Here is a 14,663-nt window from a genome sequence, read left to right on the forward strand (position 1 = left end):
AGAAATGAAACTAACCACAGGAGTTCATGGCGTTGATGCCGTTATGCGTGAGCGTGTCTGTAGTGTGTTACAGCAGATAGAAGCTGAACATGAAGTCCGTGTTCTCTTCGCCTGCGAATCCGGGAGTCGCGGCTGGGGGTTTGCCTCCCCCGACAGTGATTACGATGTGCGTTTTCTCTATGTCCATAAACCCGCGTGGTATTTGCGGGTGGAGTCGCCACGCGATGTGATCGAAAAACCCATCGATGCCGAGTTAGATGTGTGCGGTTGGGAGTGGCGTAAAGCATTGGGCTTATTAAAACGCGCCAACCCAACGCTGATCGACTGGCTTGATTCGCCCATCGTGTATCGCCAGCACGACGGCATCATGGCGCAGCTGCATGCACTGAGCGGTCGCTTTTTCTCTGCAGAAAGCGCGCGCTGGCATTACCTGTCCATGGCACAAAAGAACTTTCGCCAGTATCTGCAGGACGATGAGGTGCGGCTGAAGAAGTACTTCTACGTGCTGCGTCCCTTGCTGGCCGTTCGCTGGATCGAGGCAGGGAAAGGTGCGCCACCCATGCGTTTTGATCAACTGCTGCACGGCACAGTGCAGGATGGCCCACTGCTGCGCGATATCGCTGAATTGCTGTCGGTGAAGCAGCGCGCCGGGGAGGCGGAGTACGGTCCGCGACGCCCGATACTGCACGCCTTTATCCGTGCCGAACTGGATCGCCCGACAGAGGCGCTGCCACTGGCGCACAGCAACCGGGACAGCGCGCTACTGGATGCCCTGTTATTCGACACCGTGATGGCCGATTTCAATGTAAAGGAGGAGATATGATGCGCGCACTGATTCATTCATTAGGACTGGTTTCTGCGTTCCCCGTGGTATGGAAAACCCGGCAGCGCGCCCTGTATACCCTTCTGGCACCGAGCTATGACACTGCGCAGCCGTTGCCCTGGGATAACACAGTGCTGCCAGCACAACCGTTGGCAGAGGCCTCCGAGTTACGCTGGGCACCGGGAGCCGGCGAAGGCACGCTGATTTACCACATCGGCGTCAACCCGGCTGAGGAGGATGCCGCCGCCATCCTCGCTGCGTTACAACGGGTGCTGGCAGCGCCGGGCAAGAAAAATATGCGCGCGCTGTATCGGCTGATCAATCAGCAGTCGCCGTTGTACTACATCGATGCATTGATGGAAGCCATTCCGCAGGCGAACCTGAGCGCAGTTCACCTCTATCCGCTGGTGATCTGGCTGGTGACCTCCAGCCCGGATCAGAACGTGGTGAAGTTTGCCATGGCAATGACCGCATGGTTCTCACAGCAGCGCACCGTGAAGATATTGCAGGTGCTGGCGCAGCATGACGAACTCACGCTTTATGCAGTGGTCGCGCTGCGAACCATGCTGGATCCAGAGGAGTACACGGCAGTTTGGTTCGCCATGATGCAACGCGTCGATGGCTGGGGTCGCGTGCATCTGATGGAGCGAATGCCTGCCACATTGAACGCCGCACAACGCGGTTGGTTATTGCGTACGGGATACGCCAACAGCGTGATGATTGAATACACCGCAGTGAACTGTGCGGTGTACGGTGAGTTGCTGGATGCGCTGGCCAGCGAGCACGACGATGCACTCCTGCTAGGCTGTGCGCAGATGTTGCTCGCCATGTTGAGTGATGCGCCAACACCGGACATTTCAACCTATGAAGATGGGCCGATTACGTGCTTGCGCTATTTACAACATGTGGTCACCCAGCAGCCAGCACATTCACAACATTACCTCGCCGCACAGGAGATCGGTGCCTGGGTGGCGGGCGAAACGTTGATGGATGCACCGCTGGCTCAGCGACTGACGGCATTATGTGAGCAGGTGCTGGCGCAACCGATGTGGCAGGAGCAGCAATAATGGCGCTGAGGTTGGTGCAGGAACCAGCAAAGCCACAAGTGCAATCACATACTGAGTAAGGCGTACCCCTGATTTTGCAGCGTGGTCATCGTGGTGAGTGCGGAGGGCGTATGGATCACCGAGTCTGCGATCCATTGTGGTTCGTAATGATGCCAGGCCAGAGCCTGATCGCACACCGTGACTTTGACGCCCTGCTGCTCCAGCGCCGATATCAGCGCAAGGTTGGGATTATCCACACCAAATAGCTGTCGAAAGCGAGTGTTTTCCAGCATCGCGGGCGTCGCTTCGCCATTCACCGCCACGACAAATTTTAACTGCTTTGCCGGCACACCGGCCGCCACATAGGTATTCACCACTTGTGCCACATGCTCCAACGCCGGATTAACCTGACTGCGTTCTTCCGCACCACGGCTGACTTTGAAGACCACTTTGTTACTCAGCGCACTGCTGGGCTGGAATGCGCTGCTGGCGTCATAGTGCACTTTGCCGTAACCGGCGATGGCTGGCGTAGTCCAGTTGATGGCGGGATCGGAAGGTGGGGCACTCACTTTCGCGGCAAAGAGGGTTTCATTTTGGCTGAGTAAGGCACCGCATACCCCACCCGCTACTGCGACAACTGCGCTAATCACCACTGAACGCATCTCTTTTCCCCCGCGACATCGTGAAAAATCGGCCTTGCCAAGTATGGCATGGATTGCCATTTTGTCGGCTTATCGCAGAGGTATACGGGCATATTCAGCCATTTCCTAACGCTCGGTGAAAAGCGGTGGCTCATGTTATGCGCTAACCCCTATTCACTTCGCTACCGGGAGATCTGCGTATCGGGTGGTATACGCTGGAGACAACATCTCACGCTTCATCGCCCAGGATTTTTGGATTCCCTGCCCGGCGAACCATAGCTTCCCTTTCCCGCTTTGATTTATGCCATCGATCACCCGCATCAGCATTTCACTATTCGCCTGCGGCTGGATGTCATCAAACAAATTGAGTTGCGCCACGCCCTGACTGAAGAAGTCACCTAACATCACCCCTGCTTTCATATAGCGGCGCCCTTCCCGCCAGATGCGATCCAGCGCCTCGGTGGCCACACGGATAATATCGCGGCTGTCGTTGGTGGGCGTCAGCACTTTAATGATTGCCTGATTACCGTAAAAAATTTCCCCCTCCGCATGCGGGCTGGTGCGAATAAACACGCCGATCTGTCGACAGTACTGCCGCTCGCCCCGCAATTTTTCGGCGGCGCGCACAGCATAGTTGCACACCGCTTCACGCATGTCGGCGTACTCCGTGATGCGTCCCGCAAACGAGCGTGAGCAGACAATCTGCTGCTTCACGGGCGCAAACTCTTCCAGTTCGAGACAGGGCTCACCGCGCAGCTCGCGCACGGTGCGCTCCAGCACCACATTGAAGTGCTTGCGGATCACCCAGGTGCTCTGCTCCGACAAATCCAGCGCGGTATTGATGCCCATGGCATTCAGCTTTTTGCTGATGCGACGCCCTACGCCCCACACATCGGCCACATCGACTAACGCCATTAACTTTTTTTGTCGCTCAAGGTTGGAGAGATCCAGCACGCCGCCGGTTTTACTCCATTTCTTAGCGGCATGGTTGGCCAGCTTGGCCAGGGTTTTGGTGGGCGCGATCCCCACCCCCACCGCCAGATGCGTTTCGCGTTTCACCCGCTGCTGGATTTCCCGTCCGAACTCTTCCAGCACGCGGCAATTCCGCACGCCCGTGAGGTTCATAAACGCCTCATCAATGGAGTAGATCTCAACGGCGGGCGCCATCTCTTCCAGTATCGTCATCACGCGCAGACTCATGTCGGCGTAGAGCGCATAGTTAGAGCTGAATACATGCACGTTATGGCGACGCAACACATCTTTGATTTTGAAATAGGGGCCGCCCATGCCGATATTCAGCTTCTTGGCCTCGGCCGAACGTGCGATGACACAGCCATCGTTGTTGCTTAACACAATCACCGGCTTACCTTTGAGATCCGGCCTGAACACCGTCTCGCACGAGGCATAGAATGAGTTCACATCCACCAGCGCAAACATCACCTTCTCAGCGTCTTGATGACATGTTTAACGACACCGAAGATCTCAAACTGATCCGGGTCGGGAATGGGAATGATGGCGTGCGCCGCATTCATCGGTTTGAGGTGCAGACAGGGCTTCAGCATCAGCTGCTTCACCGTGAACTCCCCCGAGATGGCCGCCACCACCACATCACCCTGCTCGGGTTTCTCCGCACTATCGACGATCAGCATATCGCCGTCGCTGATTCCGCCTTCGATCATCGAGTCACCGCTGACTTTGATGAAGTAAGTGGCGCTGGGATGTGTGACGCAGAGGTCATTGAGGTCAATACGCTGCTCAACGTAGTCCTGCGCCGGTGACGGAAAACCGCACGGCACACGACTGATAAACAAGGGCAAACTGAGGATGGCGCGGAGTTCCGCCGGTTGATAAAACACCATAATGATGGCCTTCGAAAACATACTGTATATAAATACAGTATTACTGATCGGGTTGTTTGATCAAGCGGGATCCTTCGGGATGATGCAAAGCAGTTGGCAGGAAAGGAGATTTAGTTTTGGCTGGTTTTAACGGCGGGATGGAGGTGCTGCGGTGGTTTTGGGCTAGGGTGAAATGAGGGTTCGCCGCTGAGTTGAACGGCTTTTGTCTCACGATTTCATATAGGAAATGTATTTTGCCTCAACCTCAAGACCTAAACATGCGCCGAAAGGCCTTTATTGCGGATACCACTGCGCTGATTTTATTTTTCACCACGACGGGCATGATTAATGAACGATGGATCGCCGGCATGGCGTGGGACCAGGTGCTGCATGCCCGTTTAATTGGTGCAATTCTGATGGTGCCGGTTGCCCGCCCTTACGGATTGTGGCGCGATTGGGTGATGCAGCGTGCAGGATCGGGCCGGGTTTCGAAGCTGCTGTGGGACAGTATTGCGCTGGTGAGTTTTCAGGTGCCGATCTATGCTGCGATCATTGCTTTTAGCGGTGCGTCGGGCAGTGGACTGGTGCGCGGTACGCTAGGTGCTGCGTTGATGATGCTGTGTTTGGGCAGGCCTTATGGCGCGTTTCTTAATTGGGTGCGGGGCATGTTTGGTTTGCCGCCGGGCGGAGAAAAGCCGATGTCATTGGATAGCTAAATGATTCGCTAGCTGAAGCGAACGAAAAATATTCGAATAGCTTGTGAAAGGATGTATTAACCTTTTGATGAATAGGCACTTTCACCATATTAATAATACATTTTCAAATAATCATTAAAACCAGTGCTTCACACTAGATTAAAAAACAACATCCATTCAGTATGATGAAAAATCCAGGTTGTGATGTGAAAGCTCCGCTTTTATTAATCATAAAAAGCCACACCCAACGCTATTAAGATGATTCGCAATGCAATATTAAAAGTAGCGTCTAAGTTTAAATTGAGGTTGTCATTAATTCGATCTAATGGAGGATTTTCAGTGTTATTTCAAGATCATGAAGAAAGCCATATTATCATTGGTGAAGCCGCATTAAGCCTTGCTTTATGTCGAAAGGAAATCAGTGTTGCTAACCTTTTTTCACAGCTTGGTTTGATGTCTAAATCAGAGAATAATATTGACCGATTGACTCAAATCGCTAAAGCCAGAAGCTGGTTAATGAGCTTTGAGTCACCTTCAGTCGCCGAGGAGCAAATACCTTATTTGCAGACCTTAGTTGGCCTGAACAATGAACTGAATTAACGATAGATGAACTGAAGCCAAAGGACGTAATCCGGTTCCGGCCGGAAGACGACGAAGCGGATGACCTCATCGGTTACACGTGAGTGTATACCGGCCGGAGACACTGTCAGGGACGACACCCTCAAAATGATTTGCCAGAATATTTCTTCCTCTACTCCGCTGACGAAGCAACAGAGTTATCAAGCATGAGTTGGTTGCACACTCAACCCAAGGCATACCCGCATAAAAAGCCCTAAACACCGAAGATGCCTTTGAGCATAAATTGGTCTATTAAGATTTATAGACGATGGCAGAACTATGTTTGGTGATCTCCGCCCTCCCAATTTTGACAAAGTGCGCTAAATTTATTTCATATGTGATTTCGACCTCAGTCGAAATGCCACCCTGTACAAAATCCGCACTCTACCAATAGATTGCGATTGTTATATGTTACAGCATGACCATAGTGACGCCTGAGTAGCGGACATAAGGGATAAAATCATGTATCAGAGCACACAACAGTCAACCAATAGCGCGAAGTCTTTCCTGCACTTAGATGCGCTTCGCGACAAAGCAACTGCTGAAACCGTTGTGATTGAAGCAGCCGCGAGTGAAATCACTCAACGTGGGGTGAGAGTCACCAACGGTGCCGTGATTTTGCAATTGATCACTGAAGTGCAGAAGGCCTCTGATCCCCTGCAAATCGATCTGTTACTCAACGCCCTAAAAATCGTGGTCGGGATGACACCCGGGGAAGAGGAACGCTGGGCATACTTCAACTGGTAAAGTGTTGATAAAGACTAAGCACATCGTTGACCATTGATATCGAGAGATAAAATAACGCCCAGGTTAACAAACTTAACGAAAGATTTTATCCATATCTCTGTCATTTCAATGAGATATAGAAAGCATTGATGGCCAGTGCCTATGCCGCATGCTTTGGCTTTGGCTTTGGCTTTGGCTTTGGCTTTGGCTTTGGCTTTGGCTTTGGCTTTGGCTTTGGCTTTGGCAGTCACACCGTACCCCATTAAGTTACCCGCTACTCCGCTTTCACCCATTGCAAAAAATTCGTAACCGCTGCTTCGATAACCTGCTGGCTCAATGTCTCAGCATCAACGATCATCCGTAATCCATGCCCATAAGCGAATCCCGGCAGGAACTGATAACCACAGCAAACCTTCGGCGGTTGATCCTGCGCGATTTCCCGCTCACGCTTCTCAATAAACTGCCAAAATGTCAGCCCGCCAAAAATCGCATAAACCTGTTTTTCTCGGTGTACAAGGGTATGGCTGACGATTTTGCCTTTGCTATTCACGTTAGGCGTTGTTTCATATCGCGCCTCTTCTTCTTGTTCCTGCTGACTCAGCATCGCCCAGGCTTCATTAAATGCACGGTCGTGCACCGCATTTTGAAGCGCCTGCTTTGCAGTGATGATCTCAGCATTCCAGAGATCGGCAGGATCGCGGCCGACAAAATAGATGTCACTCCACGCCCAAATGTGGTCGGGATTATCTTTGTAGTGCTGGATATCACAAGCATCATAAAACACCCCGCCACAGCGATGGCGTTCACGATAGATACGCTTTTTAAGCTCGATGACTTTTCTGCGGCGCTGACGACGAGAAAGAGAAATGAAGGGACGATGTTTATTGAAAGGCGACATGGAAACTCCTTAACCGGCAACGCTAGTGCGGCTGGAAGCAGTCCAGCCGCACAGGCTAGCAAAAGCAGGGGCTGAGGAACAGTCGTTAATGGGAGAAAATATGAACTGTACACAATCACATTGCACCCTTGACCGGTATGCGGTGCCACGAAATAGCGGCTGATTACTTCGAACTGCTCATCGGTCGCTGAAGTTTTGTGGGGCTTGCTTGCGGCAGTTAAGTGCCAAAAGCAGACATTGATATATTTTAATTTATAGGGAGCAAGTCACCGCTTTAAACCTGTCATTAAATTAATGATGCACAAAAGCCCATTGGATCGGGTACATTCAGCAGAACCAACACCATGTAGGCTTAATAGCATGTGGCTGATGCGATTCGTTAATTCAACACTCTCAAAAGCTGAGGAGTGAAACCGAGCTAAATCACGAACTGATGTGGCTCTTTTAGACCATCAAACAAAAGTAGACTGCTAGATGTGAAATGATAATAACGCCGGAAAATTAATCATTGTGCTTCTTTAACCTTGCGACCCCTTACTAGCGCAGAAAGCACTTATTCGACACACACGCATTATGATGGAGGTTGCATTGATCATTCCTCTTCAAAAACAAACCGAGGGTGGAAAGCTGTACACACGCATTCCTGAGATTGAAGCCAGGTTGACAGAATTAGTCACCCTCACGGATGAAGATCTGATTCAGTTGTGTAATCAGAGCAATACACATCCGCAATATGTGCCCTGTGAATGTCTTCTTTACTTCGTCCGACGCAGCGCATTGGCTAACCAGGCTCTATTTGATCCTCTCTTCAGGATCCTCTCAGAACGCATTTTCAGGAAGCTTCCTCGAGCCGCTAATCCTGGTGGAAGTTCTGTATCAATGCTGAACAGCGACATTCAGGAGAGCGTTTTTGACCGTTTTGTTGAAATGCTCATGCTCGATAAAGCGGGTTATGATGCACGACTGGACATGTTTGAAATCCGTTTTGACAAAGCCGTTTTAAGTCTAAAAAACGATGCCCTGCAGAAGTCTTATCGGTCTGAGAAAAGAAATACTGAGCTGGAGTACGATGATTCAGAGGACATTACTTCAGAGGTTGAAACTGCTTCTGAAGGTTTTAATCCTTTTGAACAAGCAGATTTCAATCATTTTCATTACAGTCGTGAGCTTGATGCGGCGATTGAGACTTTACCCGATCTACAGAAGCGAATCATTGAGATGATCCGATTAGATTTTCCAATAGACTCCATCGACCCTCAAGAGATGACAATTTCCAAGGCTCTTAACAAGTCTGAAAAGACCATACATAATCAGAAAAACAGGGCGTTTGCACGTCTGAAAAAATTGCTTGAAGGGGGCATATGATGACCGGACTTTCACCTCAGGCATCCCTGGAAGAGGTGCTGGAGTCATTTTCCATAGAGCATGATGTGGGAAAAGCGACTCTGCAAAAGTACCTCACAGCCTTCCCAGAATTTGCCAATGACCTCATAGATTTATCTCGAGAGATAGCCAGATCATCAATTGAGGATGATGCACCACTCTCTGAGTCCCAGCACCGCTTAATCAATTCGGCTGTCACTCGCATCCAGACGTCACCGGGGAAAACAACAGGTGACCCCTTCGCCAATATCCCGGCTCAGGAAATGCGTCATCTCGCTAAATCGCTTAATCTCCCTCGGCAGGTTGTTATGGCATTTAAAGAACGAAACGTAATTGCCGAGTCTGTTCCCCGGAAGGTTATGATCAGCTTTGCTGAAAAACTTCAGACAAGCGTTCAGCACCTGTTTACATCCCTCAAACAGCCACCCATGGAGGTTGCAGGGAGCTATAAGTCCAACACTAAACCGGGTGATGCAGAAAAGGTTACTTTTGAACAACTGCTGCGGGATGCTGACTGGCCTGAGGACGATATCAGTCACTTAATGGAAGAGGATTGATAACGTGCAAGCCGTGGAACTGGCTCGCAAGGCCGCTGCTGCTCTACATGACCAAGCCGTTGCTTCAGGACATAATCCATGGGCACCCTATGAGTTTGCTGTTGCAGAAGCAAAACGGCGAGGCCTTGATGTGGAGAGAACCAGTAAAGGATCGCCTAATCTGAGGGGCGCACGGGCTCGCTTTATTCCAGAGGAGATGTTTATCCTCCACGAAAAATGCGCAACTCTTTTTGAACAGGCATTCCTCGTCGCTCATGAAATTGGTCATGCTGAACTTGGGGATGATGTCGAAGAAGATGAGACGAGTTATACGATAGATCCCACCAGAACATCGGAATCCTCGCCTCTGGGAGTTGAACGAGTCGTTGATTACAGCAGCAGACAGCGAAGAGAGGTCCAGATGGATCTATTTGCGCGCGAGTTTTTGCTGCCGAGGCATTTTGTCAGCACGCTTTATCTGGAAGGCCAAAGTGCTTCAAGTATTGCCGAAAGGCTTGGCGCGCCGTTTGACGTCGTTGCCCAGCAACTTTTTGATGCACTACTGTTGCCCCCGACATTGCCTGAAAATCAAAAGCCAGCAATTGAATATCCACTAAACGATGAACAGGCAGAAGCCGCGGCTCATCGCGGTGCTGCCTTTCTGCTTGAAGCCGGACCCGGCACAGGAAAAACACAGACATTGGTAGGCCGTGTTAAAGGACTGCTTAATGGAGGGGTTGATCCCCGTAAAATTCTCCTGCTGACTTTTTCAAATAAAGCCGCTGGAGAAATGGCTGAAAGGATTGCGCGAGTTGATAGCGCTGCTGCGGCTGCGATGTGGATCGGTACCTTCCACTCATTCGGCCTCGATTTGGTTCGCCGGTTTCACGATAAGCTGAATCTGCCGCAAGCTCCCCGAATGCTGGACCGTACAGAAGCAGTAGAACTGCTGGAGCATGAGTTCCCTAAACTAGGCTTGGTTCATTACCGCAATCTTTATGATCCAAGCCGAATTATCGCTGACTTTCTCACCGGCATATCACGCGCTAAAGATGAGGTAGTCGATGCAAGCACCTACCTTAGACTGGCGCAGGCCATGCGCGATAGCGCTTTTGAGACTGATGCCATCCTTGAAGCAGAGAAAGCGATTGAAGTCGCCAGGGTGTATGCAGCTTATGAAAGTCTCAAGCAACAGTCTGAATGTATAGACTTTGGGGACCTAGTTTCACTACCTGTAAAGCTGCTTGAAGAAAATGAAGCTATTCGCTCTCATATTCAGTCTACCTATGAACATGTTTTGGTAGACGAATACCAGGACGTCAACCACAGCAGCGTGCGACTGCTGAAAGCCATATGTGGTGAAGGTGAAAACCTGTGGGCAGTTGGGGATGCTAAGCAGTCAATCTATCGTTTCAGAGGTGCCTCTTCATTTAACATGACGCGCTTTGGGAATGAAGATTTTCCAGGCGGGATGCGATACCGGTTAAAAACGAACTATCGATCGGTACCTGAAATAGTTTCAACATTTTCGAGATTTGCGGTGGGCATGGCTGTGGGGGATGCTGAAAGCGGGCTACACCCGAACCGGAAGAGTAATGCCTGCAAACCCGAGCTTCGCTTTGTGGGACAAGGCGTCCAACAGCCACCTGCTCTTGCAGACGCGATACAGGAAATGCTGGATGCCGGATATCCATATCGTGATCAGGCCGTTCTCTGCACAGGCAATGAAAAACTCTCAGAAATCGGGCAACAGCTCGAGCGCTTAGGCATCCCTGTTCTGTTCCTGGGCAGTGTTTTCGAGCGTCCCGAGATTAAGGATTGGCTGTCGCTGCTTTCCCTTTTGGTGGATCGCCGCGCAATGGGCCTAGTGCGAATGGCTTGCCTGCCTGAATTTTCAATGTCGCTGGAAGATGTCGGCAATATACTTACCTGCCTGCGTGAACAAGATTACAGAGGGGACTGGAGAGAAAAAACAGATCAGTTCCAAATCTCTGAGAATGGCCATGCGGTCATAAAGCGACTGATTAAAGCACTGGATGGTTATAACGGAGCGACTTCACCCTGGACTGTGCTGGCAACTGTGCTTTTAGACAGGACACGCATAGTCGCCCGCATGGCAATGTCTCCAGCTAGCAGTGACCGCTCCCAATGTATTGCAACCTGGCAGTTACTTAATTTCTTGCGAGTCCAGCCCTCAACTGGCGAAGGATTATTTATCACCCGCACATTAGATCGAATCCGTCGTTTAGTACGACTCGGGGACGATCGCGACCTCCGGCAACTCCCGGTAGCAGCACAAAGCATTGACGCTGTTCGCCTCATGACCATTCATGGTGCCAAAGGTCTGGAGTTTCCTGTAGTTCATATACCGGGCATGAATGCAGATACCTTACCTGGCTTTACACAAAAGCAACCCTGCCCGCCACCCGATGGAATGATCGCCGGTAGAAAGTCTAATAACAAAGAGCAGCTCAGTCAGGAGCATAAGGCGGAGAGAGAATGCTTATTCTACGTTGCATTGTCGAGAGCGAAGGACCAGCTATTTCTCTATGCCGCCCTACGAAACGCTGCAGGTAGTGCACGAAGGAAATCCGAGTATCTGGACCGCATTGAGCCTGATCTGGTTCAAATGAACACAGAACCCCATCATCCCGTCATTGAGCCACCCGAATCGTTACCAATAGACTGGGCTGTGGATGGAGACCTCAAGCTCAGTGGCGATCAGGTATCACTCTATGAGTCATGTCCGCGACGATTCTTCTATACTCACGTCCTTCAGATTGGGGGACGGCGGACGCCCACTCCATTCTCAAAAATGCACGATGCTGTCCGAAATGTGTTTAGAGATATGATCGAGGCGGAGTCAACAATATCAACAAATATGGAAGGCAGCGTTGAGCAGGCCCTCGAAGCTGAAGGTCTGGCTGAGCACGGATATGCCCCTGAGTATAAGTCTCTGGCAATAGACATGGTGAGCTATTTCAATTCAATTCGCGAAGGCCATTCACCTGAAACACCCAGTGTACTCACGATTAAGCTTGGGAATATTCCTGTCACCGTACAACCTGACGATGTGCTGATTCACTCAGATGGCCGACGTACGTTCCGCCGGGTCAGAACCGGACATAAAAGAGATAAAGAAGAATCGGACCTTAGCGCTGCCGCTTTTGTACTTGCAGCAAGGAGAGCCTTTCCTGACGCGATAGTTGAGTTAGTTCATCTTTCTGATAAGACTGTAACGCCGGTTGAACTCACCACTAAGGTGCTGCATAACCGGCAGGAAAAGCTTCTTGATGCCCTGAACTCTATAGGTCAGGGGGTATTTCCCGCCGAATCATCATCCCGTGTTTGTCCCTCCTGCCCGGCATTTTTCGTCTGCGGATTGACACCGCCAGGCGCACTTCAAAAAAAATTCTAAAATAATTTACCGCTTTGGTAGCGCTGCATCGATTGAGTATTAGAGCCAGACACCGTCTGGCCAAACTCAAGGACATGCATAAGATGAACAGCCAAAATATTAACAATATCGACGATGTCGGAGAAGCGATTCGCGAAGGCCGCGAACTGCGTCCGGCAAATGCCTACCGCATCCTGTTTGCGCAGGAAAACCTGGATTTTCACGCAATTGAGATCAATGACCCAGTTCCACTGGGGCGTCAGATTCTGATTGCCGCGGGCCTGCGTATAAATGATGGTTACAGCCTCTTCGCTATTCTTCAGACGGGCGACTTTGAAGATCTGCGACTTGATGAACCTTTCGATTTACGCGGTCATGGCGCTGAACGGTTCGTGGCCTTCCAGACCGATCGTGATTTCAAACTTACCGTAAACGACAGCCAGGTATCGTGGGGAAAACCTGCAATTTCGGGAGCAGCACTTTATGAGCTGGCAAAACCAGCCGATGGAGATGCTGTATTTATGGTTGTCCGTGGCGGTGATGATCGCCAGATTGAACCGAATGAGGCAGTGGATCTTACGACGCCGGGCATTGAACACTTTGTAACGGCGCCAAAGCGTAAACCAAAGATTGATATCGTCGTTAACGGGCGTGAAGTTCAGGTCAGCGATAGTCATCAAACTTTCGAGCAATTTGTGGCTATCGCATACCCAGGCGAAGCCCCAACTGCAGAGATCGTTTATTCAATCACATATCGTGGAGCGGACTCAAAACCACACAGTGGTGAGTTAGCTGCAGGTGCCTATATCAACGTGAAAAACGGGAGCGTAATCAATGTCGGCCGCACTATTCAATCTTAATAGCGATCTGAAGCGCTTGCGCGAAGAAGGTTATCACGTACAAATTGTGGGTGGCTTTCTGGTAATGCGTGACGTTCCGTACGTTAACGCGCAACGGGAACTTAAAACCGGCACGCTCATATCGAGCCTTTGCCTGTCTGGAGACACTACTCAAAAACCTGAACCACACACTATTCACTTTGATGGAGATTTTCCATGCACCTCCCAGGGGGTGCGCATCCAGGCTATTTTTCATCAGAGTGAAGCGGTAAATCTTGGGCATGGACTGTCTGCTCAGCACTTATTCTCCAGTAAACCAGGGCCTGAAGGTTACAGTGACTACCATCAGAAGATGTCCACCTATGCGACGATCATCTCTGGTCACGCCGCAACCCTCAAACCTGGCGTTAGCCCACGTGTTTTTAAAACCCCTGATGAGGAGGAAGGGGGCGTCTTTAACTATCTTGAAACTGCATCTGATCGGGTCGGGATCGGGGCATTAACTGCACGGCTTGAGGGTCAGCACATTGCCATCATCGGTGTCGGTGGTACAGGTTCCTATATATTGGACCAGATAGCTAAAACACCAGTCAGTGAGATACGTCTCATCGATGGTGATGATTTTCTTCAGCACAACGCTTTTCGCGCCCCCGGCGCCCCGTCGATTAACACTCTCAGGGAAGTGCCGAAGAAAGTGGATTACCTGGCGGGAATTTACGGTCAGATGCACCGTCGTATCATGACGTATGCACTACAGATAAGCCAGGATAGTCTTACTCTCTTGGACGGGATTACCTTTGCCTTCCTTTGTATGGACGCAGGAGAGCCAAAACACTTAGCGATGCAGAAGCTGGAAGACATGGGCGTGTCATTCATAGACGTGGGAATGGGGCTCGAGCTGGTAGACGGATCGCTGGGTGGCATCCTGAGGGTGACAACCAGTACTCCAGAGAAACGAGATCACATTCGCACACGTGTGTCTTTTAAGGAGAGTGGCGCAGAAAACGTTTACGCTTCAAATATTCAAGTCGCCGAGTTAAACATGTTGAATGCGGCACTTGCCGTCATCAAATGGAAGAAACTACTCGGTTTTTATCGTGATCTTGAAAATGAACATAACTGTTCATATACGACTGACGGGAATATGTTACTGAATGGTGACTTACTATGATACGCCATAATCAACTGACCCCGTGTTTCGTTAAAGGGATTCCGCGAGAAAT

The 14,663-nt window shown here is 50.5% G+C and carries 14 protein-coding genes; 10 read left to right on the plus strand and 4 right to left on the minus strand.

The annotated features are described in order from the left end of the window. Positions 1–4 precede the first annotated feature (4 nt). Both LH22_RS13855 and LH22_RS19955 read left to right on the plus strand, forming a co-directional pair. Positions 5–823 carry a nucleotidyltransferase domain-containing protein gene (locus tag LH22_RS13855; protein ID WP_052059422.1) on the plus strand — a complete coding sequence of 273 codons (819 nt, stop codon included), beginning with the start codon at positions 5–7 and terminating at the stop codon, positions 821–823. After that, on the plus strand, positions 820–1,890 hold the full coding sequence (locus tag LH22_RS19955; RefSeq protein WP_052059424.1) for a hypothetical protein: 1,071 nt from the start codon (positions 820–822) through the stop codon (positions 1,888–1,890). The genes LH22_RS13855 and LH22_RS19955 overlap by 4 nt, the downstream gene beginning before the upstream one ends. 44 nt (positions 1,891–1,934) lie before the next feature. Here the strand turns inward: LH22_RS19955 and LH22_RS13865 are convergent, their stop codons facing one another. The 3 genes from LH22_RS13865 to umuD all read right to left on the minus strand — a co-directional run bounded on the left by LH22_RS13865 (position 1,935) and on the right by umuD (position 4,369). Then, positions 1,935–2,531, minus strand: a complete 597-nt coding sequence (locus LH22_RS13865; protein ID WP_038647436.1) for a DsrE family protein — start codon at positions 2,529–2,531, stop codon at positions 1,935–1,937. 153 nt (positions 2,532–2,684) lie between these two features. Continuing rightward, on the minus strand, positions 2,685–3,947 hold the full coding sequence (gene umuC / locus LH22_RS13870) for a translesion error-prone DNA polymerase V subunit UmuC (protein WP_038647437.1): 1,263 nt from the start codon (positions 3,945–3,947) through the stop codon (positions 2,685–2,687). Next, complete coding sequence (gene umuD, locus LH22_RS13875) at positions 3,947–4,369, minus strand: translesion error-prone DNA polymerase V autoproteolytic subunit (protein WP_038647438.1); 423 nt, start codon at positions 4,367–4,369, stop codon at positions 3,947–3,949. Before umuD ends, umuC begins: the two co-directional genes overlap by 1 nt. Positions 4,370–4,626: 257 nt before the next feature. Between umuD and alaE the strand changes: the two genes are divergently transcribed. The 3 genes from alaE (at position 4,627) to LH22_RS13890 (ending at position 6,408) form a co-directional block, all read left to right on the plus strand. After that, the gene (alaE, locus tag LH22_RS13880; protein WP_038647439.1) at positions 4,627–5,064 is read left to right on the plus strand and encodes an L-alanine exporter AlaE; all 438 of its coding nucleotides are present in this window, start codon (positions 4,627–4,629) and stop codon (positions 5,062–5,064) included. A gap of 318 nt (positions 5,065–5,382) precedes the next feature. Next, a complete protein-coding gene (locus LH22_RS13885) occupies positions 5,383–5,643 on the plus strand; it encodes a hypothetical protein (protein WP_038647440.1) in 261 nt (86 codons plus the stop codon). A 480-nt stretch (positions 5,644–6,123) separates the two neighbouring features. Continuing rightward, the gene (locus LH22_RS13890; protein ID WP_038647442.1) at positions 6,124–6,408 is read left to right on the plus strand and encodes a biofilm development regulator YmgB/AriR family protein; all 285 of its coding nucleotides are present in this window, start codon (positions 6,124–6,126) and stop codon (positions 6,406–6,408) included. A 253-nt stretch (positions 6,409–6,661) separates the two neighbouring features. On the opposite strand, the gene LH22_RS13900 is transcribed toward LH22_RS13890, so the two are convergent. Further along, positions 6,662–7,285 carry a hypothetical protein gene (locus tag LH22_RS13900; protein ID WP_038647449.1) on the minus strand — a complete coding sequence of 208 codons (624 nt, stop codon included), beginning with the start codon at positions 7,283–7,285 and terminating at the stop codon, positions 6,662–6,664. 588 nt (positions 7,286–7,873) lie between these two features. On the opposite strand from LH22_RS13900, the gene LH22_RS13905 reads away from it, so the two are divergent. From LH22_RS13905 to LH22_RS13925, 5 genes are all read left to right on the plus strand, one after another. Then, complete coding sequence (locus tag LH22_RS13905; protein ID WP_240474662.1) at positions 7,874–8,650, plus strand: RNA polymerase sigma factor; 777 nt, start codon at positions 7,874–7,876, stop codon at positions 8,648–8,650. Then, positions 8,647–9,225, plus strand: a complete 579-nt coding sequence (locus tag LH22_RS13910; protein WP_038647451.1) for a hypothetical protein — start codon at positions 8,647–8,649, stop codon at positions 9,223–9,225. The genes LH22_RS13905 and LH22_RS13910 overlap by 4 nt, the downstream gene beginning before the upstream one ends. 4 nt (positions 9,226–9,229) lie before the next feature. Then, positions 9,230–12,622, plus strand: a complete 3,393-nt coding sequence (locus tag LH22_RS13915; RefSeq protein WP_038647453.1) for a UvrD-helicase domain-containing protein — start codon at positions 9,230–9,232, stop codon at positions 12,620–12,622. Positions 12,623–12,705: 83 nt separating this feature from the next. Beyond that, positions 12,706–13,461 (plus strand): multiubiquitin domain-containing protein, encoded by a 756-nt coding sequence (locus LH22_RS13920; protein WP_038647455.1) that lies wholly within the window; start codon positions 12,706–12,708, stop codon positions 13,459–13,461. Continuing rightward, the gene (locus tag LH22_RS13925) at positions 13,436–14,611 is read left to right on the plus strand and encodes a ThiF family adenylyltransferase (protein ID WP_038647457.1); all 1,176 of its coding nucleotides are present in this window, start codon (positions 13,436–13,438) and stop codon (positions 14,609–14,611) included. The genes LH22_RS13920 and LH22_RS13925 overlap by 26 nt, the downstream gene beginning before the upstream one ends. The last annotated feature ends 52 nt before the right edge of the window (positions 14,612–14,663 follow it).

The organism is Pantoea rwandensis (assembly GCF_000759475.1).
Classification (GTDB): Bacteria; Pseudomonadota; Gammaproteobacteria; order Enterobacterales; family Enterobacteriaceae; genus Pantoea; species Pantoea rwandensis_B.

Coding starts and splice junctions, on each gene's coding strand:
- umuC (WP_038647437.1), bottom strand. CDS start 3,947: ATGTTTGCGCTGGTGGATGTGAACTCATTCTATGCCTCGTGCGAGACG.
- LH22_RS13910 (WP_038647451.1), top strand. CDS start 8,647: ATGATGACCGGACTTTCACCTCAGGCATCCCTGGAAGAGGTGCTGGAG.
- umuD (WP_038647438.1), bottom strand. CDS start 4,369: ATGGTGTTTTATCAACCGGCGGAACTCCGCGCCATCCTCAGTTTGCCC.
- LH22_RS13920 (WP_038647455.1), top strand. CDS start 12,706: ATGAACAGCCAAAATATTAACAATATCGACGATGTCGGAGAAGCGATT.
- LH22_RS13855 (WP_052059422.1), top strand. CDS start 5: ATGAAACTAACCACAGGAGTTCATGGCGTTGATGCCGTTATGCGTGAG.
- alaE (WP_038647439.1), top strand. CDS start 4,627: ATGCGCCGAAAGGCCTTTATTGCGGATACCACTGCGCTGATTTTATTT.
- LH22_RS13900 (WP_038647449.1), bottom strand. CDS start 7,285: ATGTCGCCTTTCAATAAACATCGTCCCTTCATTTCTCTTTCTCGTCGT.
- LH22_RS13890 (WP_038647442.1), top strand. CDS start 6,124: ATGTATCAGAGCACACAACAGTCAACCAATAGCGCGAAGTCTTTCCTG.
- LH22_RS13865 (WP_038647436.1), bottom strand. CDS start 2,531: ATGCGTTCAGTGGTGATTAGCGCAGTTGTCGCAGTAGCGGGTGGGGTA.
- LH22_RS13925 (WP_038647457.1), top strand. CDS start 13,436: ATGTCGGCCGCACTATTCAATCTTAATAGCGATCTGAAGCGCTTGCGC.
- LH22_RS19955 (WP_052059424.1), top strand. CDS start 820: ATGATGCGCGCACTGATTCATTCATTAGGACTGGTTTCTGCGTTCCCC.